Consider the following 20080-nt stretch of genomic DNA (forward strand, 5'->3'; position numbering starts at 1 on the left):
CGCTCAGTCCGCGTATTGCCCGGCAGCCTTGATGATCGGAGCCCAGCGGTCGATTTCACTCGTCAGCATCGCGCCCAGCGCCTCAGGCGTCGCCTTGTCCTGCGGGACCGGCTCGGTGTTGATGTCGTTGAAGCGTGCGATCAATGCGGGATCCTTGAGCGCCGCCTGGAGCGCTGCCGTCAGCTTCTGCACGATCGCCGGCGGCGTGCCCTTGGGCGCATAGATGCCGTGCCAGACGCCGAGCTCGAACCCCTTGAGGCCGGCCTCGTCGGCGGTCGGCAGATCGGGCAGGCTCTTCAGCCGCTCCTTGGTGGTGATCGCATAGGCCTTGACCTGCTTGGCCGTGATCGGCCCGGTGGTGTTCGTCGCCTGGTCGCAGGTGAGATCGATCTGCTTGCCAAGCAGATCGTTCATGATCGGACCATTGCCCTTGTAGGGCACCGTGGTGAGCTGCTTCTGGATCGCCGTCATGAACAACATGCCGCAGAGATGCGATGCCGCACCTAACCCGGCATTGGCGTAAGTCAGCTTGTCACCCTGCTGCTGGGCGTAAGCGACCAGCTCCTTGAGCGTGCCGGCCGGGAAATCCGGACGCGCGATGATGGTCATCGGCGCGTTGGTCACAAGCCCGATCGGCGCAAAGGCCGTCTTCGTGTCATAGCTCAAATTGCGGTACAGCGTCGCGGCGGTCGAGATGCCGACATGATGGATCAGCAGCGTGTAGCCGTCCGGCTGGGCGCGCGCGGCGCGGGTCGTGCCGATGGTGCCGCCGGCGCCGGTCGCGTTCTCGACGATGACCTGCTGTCCCAGGGATTTCGCCATGCCGGCCGCCGTCAGGCGCGCGATGGTGTCGGTCGGTCCGCCGGCGGCGAACGGCACCAGCATGGTGATAGGCCTGGTCGGATAGTCCTGGGCGACGGCCGCACTGAGCGGCAGAAGCAGCGCCGATACGAGAGCAATGAACCGCATACTTTCCTCCAAGTTCTTATGGCTCCATATGAGCCTATTCCTGGCCGCAAGACCATCGGGAAAGCAGGATTCGACGAGCGCGTTGCGATCGCGATCGTGACCGCACCGCCGACGCGCGCCGCCTAACTACGCGAGGAAGGCGTTGAGCTGCTCGAGGAGCAGCTCCGGTGCCTCTTCCGGCAGATAATGGCCGCAAGGCAGGCTTCCGCCTCGGACGTCCTTCGCCTTGGCGCGCCATGTGTCAAGCACGTCGTAACTCGACCCCACGACGCCCTTTCCGCCCCACAGCACGAGCAACGGGCATCCGATTCTCTTGTCGGAATCCGCCTCATCGTGGATCAGGTCGATCCCGGCGGCAGCGCGATAATCCTCGCAGACGGCGTGCAGCGTCTCGCGGGTGTAGCACCGGCGGTACTCTTCGAGTGCAACCGGATCGATGGCGCCCGGCGTCTTGTTCTGCTTGTTGATATGGGTCTGAAGATAGAATTCCAGATTGTTGCCGATCAAGGTTTCCGGAAGCGGCGCCGGCTGGATGAGAAAGAACCACCACATGTAGCGCGTGGCGAACTCCTTGTTCGCCTTGGCGTACATCGTCGCGGTCGGCGCGATGTCGAGCAGGACCGCCCTGGAGACGGCGTCCGGATGATCCAGCAACAGACGATGCAGAACCCGCCCGCCGCGATCATGGCCGACGGCCTGGAAGCGGTCAAAGCCGAGCGCGCGCATCACTTCGACCTGATCCCGCGCCATTTCCCGCTTGGAATATGCGATATGGTCGGTGCCGCCGTCGGGCTTGCTCGAGTCGCCGTAGCCGCGCAGATCGGTCAGCACCACGGTGAAACGCTCTGCGAGCTTGGGGGCGACCCTGTGCCAGCACGCCAATGTCTGCGGGTGTCCGTGCAGCAACAGCAGCGGCGGCCCCTCGCCCTTCACGAGCGCGTTGATCTCGGCGCCGCTGGTCTTGAGGCGCTTCTGTTGAAACCCTGGCAGCAACTTTTGCAGCGCGTTGGTCGTCACGGCATTATTCTCCTGAGCGAAAGCACCCGGTGCCAATATGGCCGAACCGAGGGCACCTGTTGTCAACGCGATCGACATCAGATGGCGGCGCGTCAACCCGGTCTCTGATCGATCGGAGCACGATTCAACCTGTTCGAATTCGAGCATTGCAAATCTCCTCTGGAACATTGGTCCTGCGCGAAAGGCCGCGGCCCGTATCAGGACAGCGACTTCATCAAGAGTGTCGCGATCACGATCATGATCGCGCCGCCGACGCGGGTGGCGATCTGGGCGAACGCCATCAGGCCCATGCGATCCGCGGCGCCGAGAATGGCGACGTCGCCGGTGCCGCCGAGGCCCGAGTGGCAGGCGGTCACGATCGCCGCCTCGACCGGATACATGTTCAGCCACTTGCCGACGAAGAATCCCGACACGATCATCGCCAGCACCGTGGTGGTGCAGATCATGATGTAGCCTGGATTGAAGGAGGCCACGAGCTGCTGCCACGAGACCAGCAATGTCCCCATCGCCACCAGGATCGCGAAAGTCAGGTTGGTCGACATGAACTTGTTGATCTGATAAGCGCCGAGCTCCATCTCGGCCGGTAGCAACCTGGTCAGCTTCAATGCCACCGCGGCGATGATCATCATGATCGGTCCGGGGATGCCGGTGAGCGGCGCCAGGATCATGCCGAGCACGAACAAGCCGCACGACAGCACCATGCCGGCGCCGAGCAGTCCGAGATCGATCGGCTGGTCCGGCCGCGCTTCGCCGAGAATGTCGTCGTCTCCGGTCTTGACCAGCATCCCTCTGCCATTGAGGTGGGCCCGCTTCTCGCCAAGGCGGGCCAGCAGGCCTGCGCTGACGATCGCGACGACGTTGCCGAGCAGCGCCGCCGGCACCATCTGCGCCACAAGCTCGGCTTGCGACCGATGCAACATCTCGGAATAGGCGATGGAGAGCGGCAGCACGCCTTCCGCAAGGCCGCCGCCGACGATCGGAATGATGACGAAGAAGAACGTGTCCTTCGGGCTGTGGCCGAACAGAAGCCCGACGGCGATGCCTGCCATGACGGCCGCGATCGTGCCGATCAGGAGCGGAACGAACATGCGAATGAAGCCCTGAACCAGGACCCGGTAGGGCATGCCGAGGATCGAGCCCGCGACGAGGCAGGCGATGAAGAAATACTGAAAGTTGGCGGTGCGGAACGTGGTCGTGATCGCCTTCAAGGCCGCATCCGGCACCAGGCCATAGCTCACCAGGGCCGACGGCACGAACAGGCAGAGGATCGCCGTGCCGCCGATCCGGTTCAGCACCGGAATGGTTTGGCCGAGCTTGCCCAGCAGGAAGCCGAGCAGCATCAGGACCGATAGGCCACCGATCACGTCGTTCGGCAGCTTGCCGGAATAGACGGCAGCAGCGCAGACGAGCGCCGCCGCGCCATAGATGCCGATCGGCAACGGGCCAATCTTGAGACGGGCGAGATTCGTCGCAACCGCAGTCTGCGGCGCCTCAGCCGCGCGATATGTCGTGTCCACCAAGGGTCCCTCCGCTGTTATGGTTTCTCGTGGCGAGCGGATTCGAGCCGCGCCAGGTTCATGCAGTTCAGACGATCCAGGGGTTCTCCGCCCGATGCCGCGCCTCGAAGGCGCGTATGTCGTCGGCAAAGACGAGCGTGGAGGCGATGAAATCGCGGCCCGTCAGGAAGGCCTCCTTCCTGTCCGTCTCGATATCGAATCCGATCGCGCGGCGACCGCAATCGAACCGGATCGTCTGCGCGGCAAGGTCGATCGCGACGTCATTGCGCGAGCTGTCGGTCACGATCTCGCCGAGCTCCGCCACCACGCCGGGATCGAGCGAAATCGTGAGCAGACCGTTGTTGGCGCAATTGTCGTTGAAGATGCCGGCGAAGCTGGTGCCGATCAGCGCGCGAATGCCGAACTGCTGAAGCCCCCAGACCGCGTGCTCACGGCTCGACCCGCAGCCGAAGTTGGGGCCGACCACGAGAAAGCAGGCGTTGCGATAGCCTTCCCGATTCAGGACGAAGTCCGGATTGGGCTTGCCGCCGCTGAAGCGCAGCAGGTTGAAGGCGCCCTCGCCCAGCCCGCTGCGGTCCACGCCCTTGAGGAACATTTTCGGCATGATCACATCGGTGTCGATGTTCGGCGCCAGCATCGGCGCGGCCACACCCGTGACCTGACCAAACGGAATCATTGGCGTGCTCCTCTCAAGAGAGAACGCACATCCGTGATGTGTCCGGTGACGGCTGCGGCGGCCACCATGGCCGGACTCATCAGATGCGTGCGCGCGCCAGGGCCCTGGCGGCCTTCGAAATTGCGGTTGGTGGAGGACGCGCAACGCTCTCCCGGCCTGAGCACGTCGTCATTCATCGCAAGGCACATCGAGCAGCCGGACTGCCGCCATTCCACGCCGGCGTCGGTGAACACCTTGGCGAGACCTTCCGCCTCGGCCTGCGCCCTGACCTGGGTCGAGCCCGGCACCACGATCGCCCGCACGCCCTCGGCAACCCGGCGCCCCCGGAAGATCGCAGCCGCATCGCGCAGATCCTCGATGCGCGAATTGGTGCAGGAGCCGATGAAGGCGAAGTCGATCGGAACGGATTGGATCGGCGTGCCAGGCGTCAGGCCCATATAGCTCAGGGCGCGCATAGCTGCGGTCCTGCGGTCGTGCCCATCCTGTTGCACCAGATCGGGCACGATGTCCGTCACCGCGATCGCCTGATCGGGACTGGTGCCCCAGGTCACCAGCGGCGCGACCTCGGAGACGTCGAGCATCACCTCCCGGTCGAACCTGGCATCGGGATCGGAGGACAGCGCAAGCCAGCTCGTGGCGGCGCGCTCCCACATCTCCCCCTTTGGCGCGCGAGGGCGGCCCTTGAGATAATCCAGCACCTTCTGATCCGGCGCCATCACGACGCCGCGCGCGCCGGCCTCGACGATCATGATCGACATCACGATCCGGCCCTCGACGCTCATGTCGGAGACGACGGGCCCGCTGAACTCCACGGCATATCCGGTTGCACCGTCGGCACCGATCCGCCGGATCACCTCCATCACGATGTCCTTGGGCGTCACGCCGAGCGGCGCCGCCCCCGTCAGGTGGATGCGCATCGTCTTGAGGCGGCGATAGCGTACCGTCGAGGTCGCGAGATAGTGCTCGATGTCGGAGGTTCCGATGCCGTAGCCGAGGGCACCGAACGCGCCATAGGCGGTGCTGTGGCTGTCGCCGGCGGCGATCACCATGCCCGGCATGACCAGCCCCTGCTCGGGTGCGACGACATGCTCGATGCCCTGCCGCGGATCGAGGATGTCGAAATATTCGATGCCGAAATCCCTGGCATTGTCCGCGAAATAGTCGACCTGCCGCGCCGCGCTTCGGTCCGGCATCGCGCGGGTGCGCTGAGCCGCGGTCGGGTTGACGTGGTCGACGACCATCAGCGCGGCCTTCGGATTCCAGACCTTGCGCCCGGCCGCGCGCAAGCCGGCGAAGGCTTGCGGGCTGGTGTATTCATTGAGCACGGTGCGGTCGACATAGAGCAGCACGAGACCGCTATCATCGAGATTGCGGACGACATGGGCATCGACCAGCTTGTCGTACAGCGTGCGCGCGGCCATCGCGCTTTCCTCCCAGAGAAGACTTGCTGCACCGTGCCGGCCGCGACACTGGAAATCCAATGTCGTGTTCTGATATCGTTATGCAAACCATGCATAAGCAATGTTTGGAACATCAGGAGGCCGCGTGATGGAGATCAACTGGCTGCACGATTTCATCGCGGTGGCGACCACACGGAGCTTCTCGCGGGCGGCCGAGCAGCGGAACTGCTCGCAGCCGGCGCTGAGCCGCAGAATCAAGGCGCTCGAGGTTTGGACCGGCGCGCCGCTGCTGGATCGCACGACCCACAGCGTCAATCTCACACCGGCCGGCGAAGGGTTTCGCGAGACTGCCGAGGACGTCCTGCGCCGGCTCTCCGCCGGCCGGCTCGACGCTCAGGAGCGGGCCCGCGGCGCGTCCGACGTGCTGAAATTCGCCTCGACCAACGCGCTGTCGCTGACCTTCTTCCCCGATTGGCTGCGCGGCATCGAGACCAAGCTATCGTTCGTTCCGAACGTGCAGCTCGTCGCCAATCACATGGAGGCCTGTGAACGGATATTGCTGGCCGGCGATGCGCATTTCCTGCTCTGCCATTACCACCCGGCGGCGGCCACGGCGCTGGCGCCGTCGCATTTCCGCTCGCTGCATGTCGGCGATGACAGGCTGATTCCGGCATCGGTGCCGACGTCAAATCGGAGCCGCAAGCCGCGTTTCAAGCTGCCCGGCACGCAAGCCGCGCCAGTCCCGTTCCTGAGCTTCCGTCCTGAATCCGGCATGGGACGAATCCTCGAAGCCGTGCGTGCGACATCGCCGCTCGACGTCCATCTGCGCCCGACCTTCACCTCTCACCTCGCGAAGCTGCTGGTGACGATGGTGCAGGACGGCCGCGGCATGGCGTGGCTGCCGGAGAGCTTGATCCGCGATCAGCTCGCCTCCGGCGAGATCGTCGCAGCAGGAGGGCCAGAATGGTACGTGCCGATCGAGATCCACGTGTTCCGGCCGAAGCTTCGCCTGGCGAAGGCCGCCGAAGCGTTTTGGCAGCACATCGAGAGAAGCGGCCGTCCGGGCTGACGATGGCGAGATATTGTATCGTCATCACGCTTCGGGCTGTTGATGGCGCATGACCTCCGGAAACTGCTTCGCACTTTTCCGCAACATGCTTTAGGTTGGTCAGTTGTGGGATCGCCACGACGACCCCTGGACGACGGCTGGACATGCGACTTCAGTGCCATCTTCACCTGCTGGCAGCAGCCTTGATTGCAGCGTTTGGCGCGACCGCAGCGTTCGTCATCCCATTGGGCGTGCAGATCGAAGAGCCGATCAACATCTCCGTCGTCACGCAAGCCCTGAACTTGACGATGTTCACGTATACTGTCGCAGCGGCGCATGCCGTGCCGCTCGGTCTTCCACTCTTTCTTTTCGTCCGCCGCAGGCGATCGCATGTCGGAATTGCAGCTTGCGCTCTCGGAGGCTTCGTCGTCGGAACAATGCCGTTCGGCGTCCTGGCATTCCTGTCCATGATCGGTGGCGGCAATCCGACCTTGATCAATGACGCACCACCCCCGTTTGGCTGGATTGAATATGTCCGAACCACGGGCTTGGCAGGCTTGTTGGGCCTTGTTGGCGGCCTCGTCTTTTGGGTCGCTATGCGGTTTTTCGGATCCAGCCGGCAATCGTGGACTGTCGTTTCTGCCGCCGCCCTTCTATCGTGCGGAGTTTTCATCCTGCCCGTCGCCGTAAGGGACAGGACCTGCCACAACCTCTTTAGAGATGGGCGCACGTCCGTCGGACCACAAGTTTACGCAAACTTGAAGGTGCCGCCCGAAGACTGGAAGAAACTCGAGCAAACATTCGTTGACTTTGGCCAAGCGCAAGCACTGTCGATCCGGCGCGACGAACAGACCCGGGATGGACGCATCATGTGGCGCAGCGTGGACCTGTGCAACGAGGCCGGAGTCAACGTAAGCGTGGGCGACGAGCCATGGCTAGCTCGCACACATTTACCTCGTGCGAATGAGGGCATGACCCTCAGCATCTATTCGCTAAAGCCAGACGCGGACTGGAAACCGCTCGCCCGTCGTTTCCTCAGTGAGATCGAGACGGTCTGGCCCGAGAAGACGACGTTCCGGGGACCGAGTGGTCAGATCCTGTCATTCGAGGATGCAATGAAGGGGCGGCCGTAGCCGTCTCTCAAGTCCGCCTTACGCCGCCTTCTTCGCCTTCGGCTTGGTCGCCCTCGGCACCGGCTGCGGCTCGGGATTGCCTTCGACCGAGGACACACGGCTGGTCATGAAGGTGCAAATGCTGGCGCGCCGCCCGCAGCTTGCGTCGTCCCGCTTACGCCCTATGCTTCCTCAGCTTCGCTCTCCAGCTTCTTGCGTAGGGCCGCGACGATGCGGTGAACGGTTTGCAGGTCCTTGACCGCAAGCCCTTCCGAAAGGCTGTTGACCCACGGTGCCTGCAAGGCCATGGCGGCATCGAAGGCGCGCCGGCCCTTGTCGGTCTGCACCACGAGCTGCGCCCGGCGGTGATGCGGGTTGGCCTCGAACGCAACGAGGCCCTCGGCGTGAAGGTCGTTGACGATCCGCTGCACGTTTTGGCGGTTGGCGCCGAGGTCGCGGGCGAGCCAGGCCACAGGCTGGGGTCGCTCCGCGTTCACGATGGCACCGAGAATCTGCCAGCGGGCGCTGGTGAGCCCGAGCCGGCCGACCAGGCGATCGCCCGTGGTCAGGAGCAGGCTGTTCAGCCGGAACAGGTCAAGCACGAGCTTGGTCAAGGCCTCGCCGGCCGGCGTTCGCGGGGATTTCAGCATACGTCACCATAGAACGTTATTGACATGATAATGTCAAATTGGCAGTCTAGACATCGTACCACATTGACATCATGTAACCAACTAGACGGAGGCATTCATGTCTCACCTGCGCCCACTGGACCCTAACTTTCCAATCGAACGTCAGCTCGGCATCGATGCTGGCCCCGTCGTCCTGGTGAATGTCTTCACCCTCGATAAGTCCGACGAGCAAAGCTTTCTGCAGGTCTGGCAGAACGATGCGGCTTTCATGAAGCGCCAGCCCGGCTTCATCTCGACTCAGCTTCACCGCGCGCTCGGCGAAAGTGCGACTTATCTGAACTGCGCCGTCTGGGAATCGACCGCCCACTTCCGGGCTGCGTTCACGCATCCTGAGTTCAGATCGAAGATCTCAGCCTATCCCTCGTCCGCCGTCGCTTCTCCGCACCTGTTCCAGAAGGTCGCGGTACCAGGCATCTGCGTCGCCTAGCTCGCCAGCATTTGCAGGAGGCAACGGCGATGAGACTGAAGAGCACCCCCAAGCGCTATGGGGCCATGATCGTGGCGATGCATTGGCTGACCGCTCTATTGATGGTCGCTCTCATCGCGACAGGTTTTCGCGCCGGTAACACCGTCGATCCGGCGGCAAAGGCTGCGATACTGCGGATTCACATCCCGATCGCCATCGCAGTGCTCGCATTGACGGTTCTTCGCATCGGCTGGTGGTGGAGCGTTGACCGCAGGCCCGATCCGATTGCGGAGTCATCGTATTGGCAGGAGCGCACAGCGCGCGCCGTGCACCTCCTCTTCTACCTGCTCATCATCGGATTGATCGCCAGCGGCATAGGGATGATGGCGCTCAGCGGCGCCGCGCCAATGATCTTTGGCGGAAACAGCGCCTCCCTGCCCGACTTCTGGAAGTATCCGCCCCGCGTGCCGCACGGCCTCGGAGCGCGGCTTCTGCTCGTCCTGGTCGCGCTTCATGTCGGGGCCGCGCTCTACCATCAATTCGTGCGCCGCGACCATCTTCTACGGCGCATGTGGTTCGGCAGATGAGAGATGGCCGCCGACCACCATGGACATGCCATGGCCGGCGTCCCGCCTACGCCTGCTTCTTCTTCGCCTTCGGCTTGGTCGCCTTCGGCATCACCTGCGGCTCGGGATTGCCTTCGATCGAAGACAGTCGGCCGGACGTGAAGGTGTAGATGCCGGCACGCGGGCCGGTGGTCCAGGTGACGACTGCGACGCGGCGGCCGGCGGCATCATTGGAGAGATTGACGTTCGAGGGCGCGCCGATGCCGCGCACCACATCGCATTCGGTGTGGCCGAGCGCGACCGTGCCGCCCGTCGGCGCGGGCGCCGTCGTCGATGCATTGGCGTCGGCCGGCCCGGGCGGCGGCGTCATGCCCGGACAGGCGCCATCGGCGCTGACGAGATCCTCGGCGCCCACCGGCTTGTCCGGGGTCAGCGGCGGCGATTCGATCGAGATGTTCTTGATGAAGAGGCGGCCGGGCCGCTGGAACCATTCGGCGTCTTTAGCAGACGCCAGCAGATCAGTCCCGCCCGAGCAGCCCGCAACCAGCGGTGCTACGGCAGCCAACGCAACTATGAGCGAGCCGGGAAGCTTTTGATGTCGCACGATAAACTAATTCCCCGCGTGAAGGACCAGCCCTAAGCGATTGTCCCAACATCCCTTTGCGGCACGAAGGTGGCCGAAGCCAGCATCGCCCGAAAAGTGCAAATTATCATTAATTGCGGCTAATTGCGCTTCTGCCACCGGCCACGCTCGTCGGCCTGCCAATAGGTGACATCAAATCCCTTCGCCTTGCAATCCGTCCAGGCCGTGCGGGCGAGCGCAAGCGCGTCCGGATCATCGCCGTTGAACAGCAGCACCATGCGCTCGTAGCCCGGTGCGTCCTCCGGCAGCGCGGCACTGTCGATCAGGAAGCGGACATTGGCCCCGTTGAGATTGCCCGCCTCGATCGCCAGCACGATCGGCTGATCGGCGGCATCGTTCACGCGCCATGTCGCGTGCGGCAGGAAGGAATCGTCGCGATAGGTCCACAAGTGCGCGTCGAGCGCATCGGCGCGTTCCTCCGAGGTCGACTGCACCACGACGCGCCAGCCGCGCTCGAGCGATTTCTCGAGCAGCGATGGCAACACATTCTCCACCGTCATGTTTTGCAGATGGTAGAACAGCACTTCCGTCATGTCAGGTCATTAGCGCTCGTAGTGGTCGGAGACCAGGCGATCGAGCAGGCGGACGCCATAGCCGCTTCCCCAGCTCTGGTTGATGTCGGTCTTCGGCGCGCCCATCGCGGTGCCGGCGATGTCGAGATGCGCCCAGGGCGTGCCGTCGACGAAGCGCTGCAGGAATTGCGCGGCCGTGATCGAGCCGCCATGGCGGCCGCCGGTGTTCTTCATGTCGGCAAACTGGGAATCGATCAACTTGTCGTATTCGGGGCCAAGCGGCATCCGCCAGACCTTCTCCCCGCTCTCGACGCCGGCCGTGAGCAGCCGGTCGGCAAGCTCGTCGTTGTTGGAGAACATGCCGGCATGCTCGGTGCCGAGCGCCACCATGATCGCGCCGGTCAGCGTCGCCAGATCCACCATGAATTTCGGCTTCACCTTCTTGGCGACGTACCAGAGCACGTCGGCCAGCACGAGGCGGCCCTCCGCGTCGGTATTGACGATCTCGATGGTCTGACCGGACATCGAGGTGACGATGTCGCCCGGCCGCTGCGCGTTGCCGTCGGGCATGTTCTCGACGAGGCCGATGGCGCCGACCACGTTGACCCTGGCTTTGCGCGCGGCGAGCGCATGCATCAGGCCGACGACGCAGGCCGCGCCGCCCATGTCGCCCTTCATGTCCTCCATGCTGCCGGCTGGCTTGATCGAGATGCCGCCGGTGTCGAAGCAGACGCCCTTGCCGATGAAGCCGACCGGGGCCTCGCCCTTCTTGCCGCCGTCCCAGCGCATGATCACGGTGCGGCTCGGCCGCACCGAGCCCTGGCCGACGCCGAGCAGCGCGCCCATGCCGAGCTTCTGCATCGCCTTGACGTCGAGCACCTCGACCTTGACGCCGAGCTTGCGGAGCTGGCCTGCACGGCGCGCGAATTCCTCGGGGAAAAGCACGTTCGGCGGCTCGTTGACGAGGTCGCGCGCAATGACCACGCCGTCGATGACGTGGCCGGCCGAAGCGAACGCCTTCTTCGCAGCACCGGCATCGCCGACCGCGAGCGAGACGTCGGCACGCGCGCCGACCTCCTCGCCGTCCTTCTTCTTGGTCTTGTAGCGATCGAACTTGTAAGCGCGCAGCCGCAGGCCCGAGGCGATCGCAACCGCCTGCTCGCTCGTCATGGCGCCACCGGGCAGCTCCGCCATGATGGTCATGGCGCTGGTGCCAGCGGGCAGCTTGCTGGCGGCCACCCCGCCGAATTTGAGGAAATCGTTCGCCTTGAGGCCGGTCGCCTTGCCGGCGCCGATCACGATCAGCCGGGTCGCCTTCACGCCCTCCGGCGCCAGAATGTCCAGCGCGGCACCGCTTTTACCCTTGAAGGCGGCCGCGGCCGCCGCGCGCTTCACGATGTCGACAGCGCCGCCCAGCGCCTTGGCCGTCGCCGGGCCGAGCTTCAGGCCGTCGTCGCAGAACACGACCAGGATGCCACGGGGGGCGGCAGACAATTGGACAAAGCCGACCTTGATGGCATCGGACATGGATAACTCCTCCAAAACATGGGGCTTTTCGTCGTTCGGGAGTTCCGGCCACTAACCGGAGCTGAACGACGATTCACTGAGGCTTCCCCCACTATGGGCCAGCGGCCCGCCCGATGCCAAGCGCCGCCGTGGCCGCGAGGCCACAACGACCGAAATATTAACCATATAATGAGGGTGCCATGGGGCAGCCATTTTGTTGACGGATCAAAGGGATGGTAGTGAGAGAATGAACCACCGGAAGAGCTGTTGGCCGACCTTGGGGATCCCCTCATGGGGATTGGTTGGACCGCCGGAATTCTGGTCGACATTGGGGACATGGTGGGAATTCGTGCGGTAGCGCATGGGGTCGATCGATAGGTATATCTTCCGCACGACGCTGGCGTCGTTTGCGCTGGTCCTGGTCAGCCTCACCGGCGTGATCTGGATTACGCAGGCGTTGCGCGGCATCGACCTGATGACGAGCCAGGGTCAGACCATCCTCACCTTCCTCGGCATCACCAGCCTCGTGATCCCGGCCCTGGTCCTGATCATCTCGCCGATCGCGCTGATGATCGCGATCTCGCACACGCTGAACAAGCTCGCGACCGATTCCGAGATCATCGTGATGAATGCCGCCGGCTTCTCGCCGTTCCGGCTGTTCTATCCGTTCTTCTACGCCACCTGCGTGGTGGCGCTGCTGGTCGCCTTCATCGCGGCCTATCTCGCCCCTGACGGCATGCGGCGAATCAAGCAGTGGGACGCCGAGATCACCGCCGACGTGCTCACCAACATCCTGCAGCCCGGCCGCTTCGCCCAGCTCGACAGGAATCTGACGATCCGGATCCGCGAGCGCCTGCCCGGCGGCATCCTCGCCGGCATCTTCATCGACGACCGCCGCGATCCGAACGAGCGCGTCTCGATCGTCGCCGAGCACGGCGAGGTCGTGAAGAACGAGACCGGCTCGTTCCTGGTGCTGGAGACCGGCAATCTCCAGCGCTTCGAGGCGGGCAAGCGCGATCCGGCGCTGGTGGCGTTCGGCCGCTACGGCTTCGACATGTCGAAGTTCTCCAACCAGGGCCGCGACGTCACCCTCGGCATCCGCGAGCGCTATCTCTGGGAGCTGTTCTCGCCGTCCGAGAACGACCCCGTCTACAAGCAGATTCCCGGCCAGTTCCGCTCGGCCCTGCACGACGGCATCCTGGCGCCGATCTATCCGTTCGCCTTTGCCGTGCTGACCTTCGCGTTCCTCGGGGCGCCGCGCACCACGCGTCAGAGCCGCAATTTCTCGATCGCCTCCTCGATCGTCGCGGTGTTCGGCCTGCGCATGGCCGGCTTCGCCTGTTCGGTGATGGCGGTGAAATCGCCGGGCGCGGTGCTGGTCCAATACGCGATGGTCGTCGGCGCGATCGGCATCGGGCTCGCCATGATCATCGGCGGCGTCGTGGTCGAGCCGCCGCCCGGCCTGATGGAGGCCATCAACAGGTCGAACGCGCGGATCGCGCGGCTGTTCGGACGTCCGGCCACCGCATGAGCATGCTCACCAATACGCTCGGGCGCTATTTCGCCGGCCGCTTCGTGGTCGCGGCGCTCGGCGTCTTCGGCGGCATTTTCCTGCTGCTGGTGCTGGTCGACTACATCGAGATGGTGCGCAAGACCTCGGGGCTCGCGTCCGCCTCCGCGATCATGGTGGCCGAGACCTCGCTGTTTCGGGTGCCGCAGCTTTTGGAGAAGCTGACGCCGTTCTGCATGCTGATCGGCGCCATGACCTGCTATCTCGCCCTCTCCCGCCGGCTCGAGCTCGTGGTGGCGCGCGCTGCCGGCATCTCCGCCTGGCAATTCATCTCGCCGGCGCTCGGCAGCGCCCTCTTGATCGGGGTGATCGCCACCATCGCCTACAATCCGATGTCGGCCAATTTGCGCGAGTTGTCCAAGCGCATGGAAGCCGAGCTGTTCGGCTCGGCGCCCGGCGGCGGCATCCAGGACGCCTCCGGCTTCTGGCTCAATCAGGTGACCAGCGACGGCCAGACCATCATCAATGCGGCGCGAAGCGAGCAGCAGGGCATCCGGCTCACCGGACTCACGCTGTTCCGGTTCGACGCGGACCAGCACTTCAAGGAGCGGGTCGAGGCGCGCGAGGCGACGCTCGAGGCCGGCCGCTGGCTGTTCAAGGGCGTCCGCCGCTTCTCGCTGGACGCACCGCCGATCGACCAGGCCAGCCTGGAGATTCCGACCACGCTGACCGAAGCGCAGGTCCGCAACAGCTTTTCCACCCCCGAGACTGTGTCCTTTTGGCAACTACCGAGCTACATCCGCTCGTCGGAAAGCTCGGGCTTCGCGACAGCCGGATACCGACTCCAGTATCAGAAGCTTCTGGCACAGCCGTTTTTGCTCGCAGCCATGGTGATGCTCGCGGCCTCCGTGTCGTTGCGCTTCTTCCGGATGGGCGGCGTGCAGAAGATGGTTTTGAGTGGCGTGGGCGCAGGCTTTCTGCTCTACGTGCTGTCGAAAGTAACTGAGGATTTGAGCAAGGCTGAGTTGATGCATCCGATCGCTGCGGCGTGGTTGCCCGTTGTGGTGGGCGGCCTCACCGGCTTTTTGGCCTTGCTCTATCAGGAGGACGGATAGTGACTGCCGTCCACCGAGGGCTCGTGTCTCGTTTGACGCGGCGCATGTTGGTGCGCGCGAACGGGTGCGGCTTGTCCGTCCGCAGGCTCCTGATTGCTGTCGTCGCGGCTGCCGCGCTCGGCGGGTTGATCGACGCTGCCGCCGTGGCGCCGGCCCAGGCCCAGAGCTTCACCTACAATCCGCTGCCGCCGCGTCCGAAGCCGCCGAAGGCCGCCAACGACAACCAGATGCTGGTTCAGGCGACCGAGGTCGACTACGACTACAACAATTCGCGCGTCTCCGCGGTCGGTAACGTCCAGCTGTTCTACAACGGCACCAGCGTCGAGGCCGACCGGGTCATCTACGACCAGAAGACCAAGCGGCTGCATGCCGAAGGCAACATCCGCATGACGGATGCCGACGGCAAGATCACCTATGCCGAGATCATGGATCTCTCCGACGATTACCGCGACGGTTTCGTCGATTCGCTGCGCGTGGACACGGCCGACCAGACCCGCATGGCCGCGAGCCGCGCCGACCGCTCCAGCGGCAACTACACGGTGTTCGAGAACGGCGTCTACACCGCCTGCGCGCCGTGTAAGGACGATCCGAAGAAGCCGCCGCTGTGGCAGGTCAAGGGTGCGCGCATCATCCACGACCAGCAGGAGAAGATGCTGTATTTCGAGACGGCACAGCTCGAATTCTTCGGCGTGCCGCTCGCCTACATGCCCTATTTCTCGACGCCCGACCCGACCGTGAAGCGCAAGTCCGGCTTCCTGATGCCCGGCTACTTCCCGGGCACGACGAACACCGGCTTCGGCGTCGAGGTTCCCTATTATTGGGCGATCGCGCCCGACATGGACGCAACCATCACCCCCCGCTTCATGACGCGGCAAGGCGTCATGCTGCAGGGCGAATTCCGCCAGCGCCTGATCGACGGCGCCTACCAGATCCGGGCTTATGGCATCGACCAGCTCGATCCCGGAGCATTTGCCGGACAGCCCGGCGACCGCCAGTTCCGCGGCGCCGTCGACACCAAGGGTCAGTTCGCGTTGAACGACAAATGGGTCTGGGGCTGGGACGGCGTCCTGATGTCCGACTACTATTTCTTCTCGGACTACCGGCTCTATCAGTACCGTGATCCGCTCGGCTCGTTCCTGCTGCTGCCGACGGAAGCGCTGTCGCAGCTCTATCTGACCGGTGTCGGCAACCGCAGCTTCTTCGATGCGCGCACGATGTACTGGCTGAGCTATTCGGGCAACCAGAGCCAGGTGCCGATCGTCTATCCGGTGATCGACTACTCCAACGTGCTCAACTATCCCGTGTTCGGCGGCGAGTTCAGCTACAAGACCAACTTCGTGAACCTGTCGCGTGACGAGGCGGTGTTCGATCCGATCACGACGGTCGCCAACACCAACGGCCTGTGCACCACGGCGTCGGCCGATCCGCTGGCGCGTATGCCGTCGCAGTGCCTGCTGCGCGGCTTCCCGGGCACCTACACGCGCCTCACGGCGGAAGCGCAGTGGCGCAAATCCTTCACCGATCCGTTCGGCCAGATCTGGACGCCGTTCGCGAGCCTGCGCGCCGACGCGATCAACTCCTCGGTCTCCAACCAGCCCGGCGTGTCGAACTACCTGCCCGTCGGCGACACCCAGGCGTTCCGCCTGATGCCGACCGTGGGCTTGGAGTACCGCTATCCCTTCATCAACATTCAGCCCTGGGGCTCGACCACCGTCGAGCCGATCGCGCAGATCATCATCCGGCCGAACGAGACCTATGCCGGCAAGCTGCCGAACGAGGACGCCCAGAGCATGGTGTTCGACGCCTCGAACCTGTTCAGCGTCGACAAGTTCTCCGGCTACGACCGCGTCGAGGGCGGCGGCCGCGCCAATGTCGGCGTGCAGTCCACCACGCAGTTCGACAAGGGCGGCGGCGCGGTCAAGGTGCTGTTCGGCCAGTCCTACCACCTGTTCGGCCTGAACTCCTTCGCGGTCCAGGACACCATCAATACCGGACTGGATTCCGGTCTGGACAAGCCGCGCTCCGATTACGTCGCGAGCGCCAGCTACTCGCCCAACAGCACCTACACGTTCAGCGTCCGCTCCCGCATGGACGAGCAGACCTGGAACGTGCAGCGTTTCGAGGCCGAGGGCCGCGCCAACTTCAATCGCTGGTCGGTCGCCGTGCTATACGGCAATTACGCAGCCCAGCCGGAGCTCGGCTATCTGACGCGCCGCGAGGGTATTCTGACCTCGGGCTCGATCAAGATCGCGACCAACTGGGTGGTGTCGGGCTCGGCGCGCTGGGATCTCGAGGCCAACAAGATCAACCAGTATGTGCTCGGTGCCGGCTATGTCGACGATTGCTTCGTGCTGGCGGCGAACTACGTAACTTCGTATAGCTATTCCGCGGGCACCGCACCGCCCACGTTGAGCCACGCGTTCATGTTCCAAATCGGCCTACGCACGCTGGCGACCTCGTCGACGACCAGCAGTTCCGCCGGCCTCCAGTGAACGGGATTGAAGTGCCGGCCGCGCTTGCCCCATCACGACGCGGCTGACATGCGAGCGACATCATGACGACCCCATTGCCTGTCTTCCGTCTCCTTCTCGCCATCGGTGCCGGGCTGATGCTGACTGCCCTGCCCTCGCCGTCGCGCGCGCAGAACATCGCCGTCATGGTCAATGGCGATCCGATCACCGATTTCGACATCGAGCAGCGCTCCAAGCTCGACCAGCTGACGACGCAGAAGACCCCGAGCCGGCAGGAGGTCATCAACGAGCTGATCGACGACAAGGTGAAGCTCAAGGAAGGCAAGAAGTACGGCGTCGATCCCGGCATCTCCGACGTCAACCAGTCCTACGAAGGCATGGCGCAGCGCATGCGCATCACGCCGGATCAGCTCACCAAGTCGCTCGAATCCAAGGGCGTCCGCCCGGAGACGCTGAAGGGCCGCATGAAGGCCGAGATGGTCTGGACCAGCCTCGTGCGCGGCCGCTTCAAGGAGAAGCTGCTGGTCGGCGAGCGCGACGTCGCGCAGGCCGTGCAGGCCCAGACCGGCGACAAGCTCCAGATCGAGGGCACCGAATACAAGATGCAGCCGATCGTGCTGATCGTGCCGCGCGGCTCGTCGGCGGCGTTCCTGGAGACACGAAAGAAGGAAGCCGAGACCTATCGCGCCCGCGTCGGAAGCTGCGAGGAAGCCAACTCGCTGTTCCGCTCGACGCCGAACGCCACCATCCGCGACAGCGTCACCAAGACCACCGCGGAACTGCCCGAGCCGCTGCGCAAGGTGCTCGACGACACGCCGATCGGCCACCTGACGGCGCCCGAGGTGACCAAGGCGGGCATCGAGATGGTGGTGCTGTGCTCGCGCAAGCCGACCATGATCGACACGCCGAAGAAGCGCGAGGTCCGCGAGAAGATGTATCAGGAGAAGTACGAGAAGACCCAGAAGGCCTATCTCGACGAGCTCCGCAAGGCGGCGATGATCGAATATCGCAACCGCTGATGGCCAAGCCCCTCTCAGAGCCTTCCGCAGCGCGCCCGGCAAAACCCCTCGCCCTGACCCTGGGAGAGCCTGCTGGCATCGGCCCCGACATCACCATCGCAGCCTGGCTCAGGCGCCGCGAGCTGAACCTGCCCGCCTTCTATCTGCTCGGCGACGAGGCGCTGATCGCGCGCCGCGCCCAGGCGCTCGGCGCCGACATCAGGATCGCCGCGGTGAGCCCCAGTGAGGCCGCTTCCGCCTTCACTGATGCCCTGCCCGTGGTCGCGACCGGCGAGCGCGCGAGCGCCGAGCCCGGCAAGCCCGACGCATCCAGTGCGCCGGCCGCGCTCGCCTCGATCCGTCAGGCGGTCATCGACGTGCGCGCAGGCCGCGCCGGCGCCGTCGTCACCAATCCGATCGCCAAGAGCGTGCTCTACCGCGCCGGCTTCCGCCATCCCGGCCACACCGAATTCCTCGCCGAGCTTGCCGCAGAGAACGGCCGCGTGCCGCAGCCGGTGATGATGCTGTGGTCGCCACAGCTCGCCGTTGTGCCCGTGACCATCCACGTCTCGATGCGCGATGCGCTGACGCAGCTCACCAGCGAGCTGATCGTCTCGACCGTTCGCATCGTCGCCACCGAGCTGAAGTCCCGCTTCGGCATCGCAAAGCCGCGCATCGCGATCTCCGGACTCAATCCGCACGCCGGCGAGGACGGATCGCTCGGCCACGAGGAGCAGACCGTCATCGCCCCGGCGCTGAAAGTGCTGCGCAATGACGGCATCGAGGCCAGGGGCCCGCTGCCCGCCGACACCATGTTCCACGGGGCCGCGCGACAGACCTATGACTGCGCGGTCTGCATGTATCACGACCAGGCGCTGATCCCGATCAAGACGGTCGCCTTCGATGATGCCGTCAACGTCACGCTCGGCCTGCCCTTCATCCGCACCTCGCCCGATCACGGCACCGCCTTCGACATCGCCGGGACGGGTAAGGCCAATCCGGCGAGCCTGATCGCGGCGCTCGAGCTTGCGGGCCGCATGGCCGCGTTGCAAAGCTGATGAGCGCGATCGACGACCTCCCGCCGCTGCGCGAGGTCATTCGCCAGCACGCGCTGTCGGCCAGGAAATCGCTCGGCCAGAATTTCCTGCTCGATCTCAATCTCACCGCGCGCATCGCGCGCGCGGCCGCGCCGCTCGAGGACTCCACCATCGTCGAGATCGGCCCCGGCCCGGGCGGGCTGACGCGGGCGCTGCTCGCGCTCGGCGCCCGCCGCGTCATCGCCATCGAGCATGACGAGCGCGCAATCCCCGCCTTGCAGGATATTTCGGCGCGCTATCCTGACAGGCTCGAGATCGTGCATGGCGATGCCATGACCTTCGATCCGCGCCCGCTGCTCTCGGGCGAACGCGCAAGGATCGTCGCCAACCTGCCCTACAACATCGCGACCCAGCTTCTGATCAACTGGCTCACGATCGAGCCCTGGCCGCCCTGGTACGACATGATGGTCCTGATGTTCCAGCGCGAGGTCGGCGAGCGCATCGTCGCGCGCGAGGACGAGGAGGCCTATGGCCGGCTCGGCGTGCTCGCCAACTGGCGCTGCGAGACCAAGATCCTGTTCGACATTGCGCCGTCCGCCTTCGTGCCGCCGCCGAAGGTCACCTCCTCCGTCGTGCGCCTCAAGCCGCGCGCGGAGCCGCTGCCTTGCGATCGCAAGCTGCTCGAGCAGGTCGCGGCCGCCGCCTTCGGCCAGCGCCGCAAGATGCTGCGGCAGAGCCTGAAGTCACTGGGCGTCGATCCCGCGCGACTTGCCGCGGCCGCCGGTGTCGATGCGACGCGGCGCGCGGAGACCATTGCCATTTCCGGCTTTGTTGCCATGGCGCGTGAATTGGCGGATATACGCAGGGAAGCTGAATAATCGGAATTTC

General features: G+C 64.7%; 19 protein-coding genes. 10 read left to right on the forward strand and 9 right to left on the reverse strand.

What is annotated here, in order from left to right; translation table 11 throughout:
• Window positions 1-3: 3 nt before the first annotated feature.
• From CVM73_RS23285 to leuC, 5 genes are all read right to left on the reverse strand, one after another.
• Window positions 4-969: a tripartite tricarboxylate transporter substrate-binding protein gene (locus CVM73_RS23285; RefSeq protein ID WP_100234194.1), complete on the reverse strand. Its 966-nt coding sequence runs from the start codon at window positions 967-969 to the stop codon at window positions 4-6.
• 126 nt (window positions 970-1095) lie between these two features.
• Window positions 1096-1986 carry an alpha/beta fold hydrolase gene (locus CVM73_RS23290; RefSeq protein WP_245452412.1) on the reverse strand — a complete coding sequence of 297 codons (891 nt, stop codon included), beginning with the start codon at window positions 1984-1986 and terminating at the stop codon, window positions 1096-1098.
• A 197-nt stretch (window positions 1987-2183) separates the two neighbouring features.
• Window positions 2184-3503, reverse strand: a complete 1320-nt coding sequence (locus tag CVM73_RS23295; protein ID WP_100234195.1) for a 2-hydroxycarboxylate transporter family protein — start codon at window positions 3501-3503, stop codon at window positions 2184-2186.
• Window positions 3504-3570: 67 nt separating this feature from the next.
• The gene (gene leuD, locus CVM73_RS23300; protein ID WP_100234196.1) at window positions 3571-4179 is read right to left on the reverse strand and encodes a 3-isopropylmalate dehydratase small subunit; all 609 of its coding nucleotides are present in this window, start codon (window positions 4177-4179) and stop codon (window positions 3571-3573) included.
• Window positions 4176-5600 carry a 3-isopropylmalate dehydratase large subunit gene (gene leuC / locus CVM73_RS23305; protein ID WP_100234197.1) on the reverse strand — a complete coding sequence of 475 codons (1425 nt, stop codon included), beginning with the start codon at window positions 5598-5600 and terminating at the stop codon, window positions 4176-4178. The genes leuD and leuC overlap by 4 nt, the downstream gene beginning before the upstream one ends.
• A 127-nt stretch (window positions 5601-5727) precedes the next feature.
• On the opposite strand from leuC, the gene CVM73_RS23310 reads away from it, so the two are divergent.
• Both CVM73_RS23310 and CVM73_RS23315 read left to right on the forward strand, forming a co-directional pair.
• The gene (locus CVM73_RS23310; protein ID WP_100234198.1) at window positions 5728-6648 is read left to right on the forward strand and encodes a LysR family transcriptional regulator; all 921 of its coding nucleotides are present in this window, start codon (window positions 5728-5730) and stop codon (window positions 6646-6648) included.
• 143 nt (window positions 6649-6791) lie between these two features.
• Complete coding sequence (locus CVM73_RS23315; RefSeq protein WP_100234199.1) at window positions 6792-7760, forward strand: hypothetical protein; 969 nt, start codon at window positions 6792-6794, stop codon at window positions 7758-7760.
• A 161-nt stretch (window positions 7761-7921) separates the two neighbouring features.
• On the opposite strand, the gene CVM73_RS23320 is transcribed toward CVM73_RS23315, so the two are convergent.
• Window positions 7922-8389, reverse strand: coding sequence for a MarR family winged helix-turn-helix transcriptional regulator (locus CVM73_RS23320; protein WP_100234200.1), 468 nt, complete (start codon window positions 8387-8389; stop codon window positions 7922-7924).
• 97 nt (window positions 8390-8486) lie between these two features.
• Here CVM73_RS23320 and CVM73_RS23325 point away from each other — a divergent pair, with 97 nt between their 5' ends.
• Both CVM73_RS23325 and CVM73_RS23330 read left to right on the forward strand, forming a co-directional pair.
• Window positions 8487-8855 carry an antibiotic biosynthesis monooxygenase family protein gene (locus CVM73_RS23325; protein WP_100234201.1) on the forward strand — a complete coding sequence of 123 codons (369 nt, stop codon included), beginning with the start codon at window positions 8487-8489 and terminating at the stop codon, window positions 8853-8855.
• Between the two features lie 29 nt (window positions 8856-8884).
• Window positions 8885-9421 (forward strand): cytochrome b, encoded by a 537-nt coding sequence (locus CVM73_RS23330; RefSeq protein ID WP_100234202.1) that lies wholly within the window; start codon window positions 8885-8887, stop codon window positions 9419-9421.
• Window positions 9422-9467: 46 nt separating this feature from the next.
• Here the strand turns inward: CVM73_RS23330 and CVM73_RS23335 are convergent, their stop codons facing one another.
• From CVM73_RS23335 to CVM73_RS23345, 3 genes are all read right to left on the reverse strand, one after another.
• Entirely contained in the window at window positions 9468-9965 is a 498-nt protein-coding gene (locus tag CVM73_RS23335; RefSeq protein WP_208639237.1) for a hypothetical protein, read from the reverse strand.
• A gap of 158 nt (window positions 9966-10123) precedes the next feature.
• On the reverse strand, window positions 10124-10576 hold the full coding sequence (locus CVM73_RS23340; protein WP_100234204.1) for a DNA polymerase III subunit chi: 453 nt from the start codon (window positions 10574-10576) through the stop codon (window positions 10124-10126).
• Between the two features lie 9 nt (window positions 10577-10585).
• Window positions 10586-12082, reverse strand: coding sequence for a leucyl aminopeptidase (locus CVM73_RS23345; protein ID WP_100234205.1), 1497 nt, complete (start codon window positions 12080-12082; stop codon window positions 10586-10588).
• Window positions 12083-12422: 340 nt separating this feature from the next.
• On the opposite strand from CVM73_RS23345, the gene lptF reads away from it, so the two are divergent.
• From lptF to rsmA, 6 genes are all read left to right on the forward strand, one after another.
• Entirely contained in the window at window positions 12423-13592 is a 1170-nt protein-coding gene (gene lptF, locus CVM73_RS23350) for an LPS export ABC transporter permease LptF (RefSeq protein WP_100234206.1), read from the forward strand.
• Entirely contained in the window at window positions 13589-14686 is a 1098-nt protein-coding gene (lptG, locus tag CVM73_RS23355) for an LPS export ABC transporter permease LptG (protein WP_100234207.1), read from the forward strand. The genes lptF and lptG overlap by 4 nt, the downstream gene beginning before the upstream one ends.
• 44 nt (window positions 14687-14730) lie before the next feature.
• On the forward strand, window positions 14731-17178 hold the full coding sequence (locus tag CVM73_RS23360; RefSeq protein ID WP_430641317.1) for an LPS-assembly protein LptD: 2448 nt from the start codon (window positions 14731-14733) through the stop codon (window positions 17176-17178).
• Window positions 17179-17240: 62 nt separating this feature from the next.
• The gene (locus CVM73_RS23365; RefSeq protein WP_100234209.1) at window positions 17241-18176 is read left to right on the forward strand and encodes a peptidylprolyl isomerase; all 936 of its coding nucleotides are present in this window, start codon (window positions 17241-17243) and stop codon (window positions 18174-18176) included.
• Entirely contained in the window at window positions 18176-19213 is a 1038-nt protein-coding gene (pdxA, locus tag CVM73_RS23370) for a 4-hydroxythreonine-4-phosphate dehydrogenase PdxA (protein WP_100234210.1), read from the forward strand. The genes CVM73_RS23365 and pdxA overlap by 1 nt, the downstream gene beginning before the upstream one ends.
• A complete protein-coding gene (rsmA, locus tag CVM73_RS23375; protein ID WP_100234211.1) occupies window positions 19213-20070 on the forward strand; it encodes a 16S rRNA (adenine(1518)-N(6)/adenine(1519)-N(6))-dimethyltransferase RsmA in 858 nt (285 codons plus the stop codon). The genes pdxA and rsmA overlap by 1 nt, the downstream gene beginning before the upstream one ends.
• Window positions 20071-20080: the final 10 nt, after the last annotated feature.

The organism is Bradyrhizobium forestalis, from assembly GCF_002795245.1.
Taxonomy (GTDB): Bacteria; Pseudomonadota; Alphaproteobacteria; order Rhizobiales; family Xanthobacteraceae; genus Bradyrhizobium; species Bradyrhizobium forestalis.

Coding starts and splice junctions, on each gene's coding strand:
- CVM73_RS23285 (WP_100234194.1), bottom strand. CDS start 969: ATGCGGTTCATTGCTCTCGTATCGGCGCTGCTTCTGCCGCTCAGTGCG.
- leuD (WP_100234196.1), bottom strand. CDS start 4,179: ATGATTCCGTTTGGTCAGGTCACGGGTGTGGCCGCGCCGATGCTGGCG.
- leuC (WP_100234197.1), bottom strand. CDS start 5,600: ATGGCCGCGCGCACGCTGTACGACAAGCTGGTCGATGCCCATGTCGTC.
- CVM73_RS23310 (WP_100234198.1), top strand. CDS start 5,728: ATGGAGATCAACTGGCTGCACGATTTCATCGCGGTGGCGACCACACGG.
- CVM73_RS23315 (WP_100234199.1), top strand. CDS start 6,792: ATGCGACTTCAGTGCCATCTTCACCTGCTGGCAGCAGCCTTGATTGCA.
- CVM73_RS23320 (WP_100234200.1), bottom strand. CDS start 8,389: ATGCTGAAATCCCCGCGAACGCCGGCCGGCGAGGCCTTGACCAAGCTC.
- CVM73_RS23325 (WP_100234201.1), top strand. CDS start 8,487: ATGTCTCACCTGCGCCCACTGGACCCTAACTTTCCAATCGAACGTCAG.
- CVM73_RS23330 (WP_100234202.1), top strand. CDS start 8,885: ATGAGACTGAAGAGCACCCCCAAGCGCTATGGGGCCATGATCGTGGCG.
- CVM73_RS23340 (WP_100234204.1), bottom strand. CDS start 10,576: ATGACGGAAGTGCTGTTCTACCATCTGCAAAACATGACGGTGGAGAAT.
- CVM73_RS23345 (WP_100234205.1), bottom strand. CDS start 12,082: ATGTCCGATGCCATCAAGGTCGGCTTTGTCCAATTGTCTGCCGCCCCC.
- lptF (WP_100234206.1), top strand. CDS start 12,423: ATGGGGTCGATCGATAGGTATATCTTCCGCACGACGCTGGCGTCGTTT.
- lptG (WP_100234207.1), top strand. CDS start 13,589: ATGAGCATGCTCACCAATACGCTCGGGCGCTATTTCGCCGGCCGCTTC.
- CVM73_RS23360 (WP_430641317.1), top strand. CDS start 14,731: ATGTTGGTGCGCGCGAACGGGTGCGGCTTGTCCGTCCGCAGGCTCCTG.
- CVM73_RS23365 (WP_100234209.1), top strand. CDS start 17,241: ATGACGACCCCATTGCCTGTCTTCCGTCTCCTTCTCGCCATCGGTGCC.
- pdxA (WP_100234210.1), top strand. CDS start 18,176: ATGGCCAAGCCCCTCTCAGAGCCTTCCGCAGCGCGCCCGGCAAAACCC.
- rsmA (WP_100234211.1), top strand. CDS start 19,213: ATGAGCGCGATCGACGACCTCCCGCCGCTGCGCGAGGTCATTCGCCAG.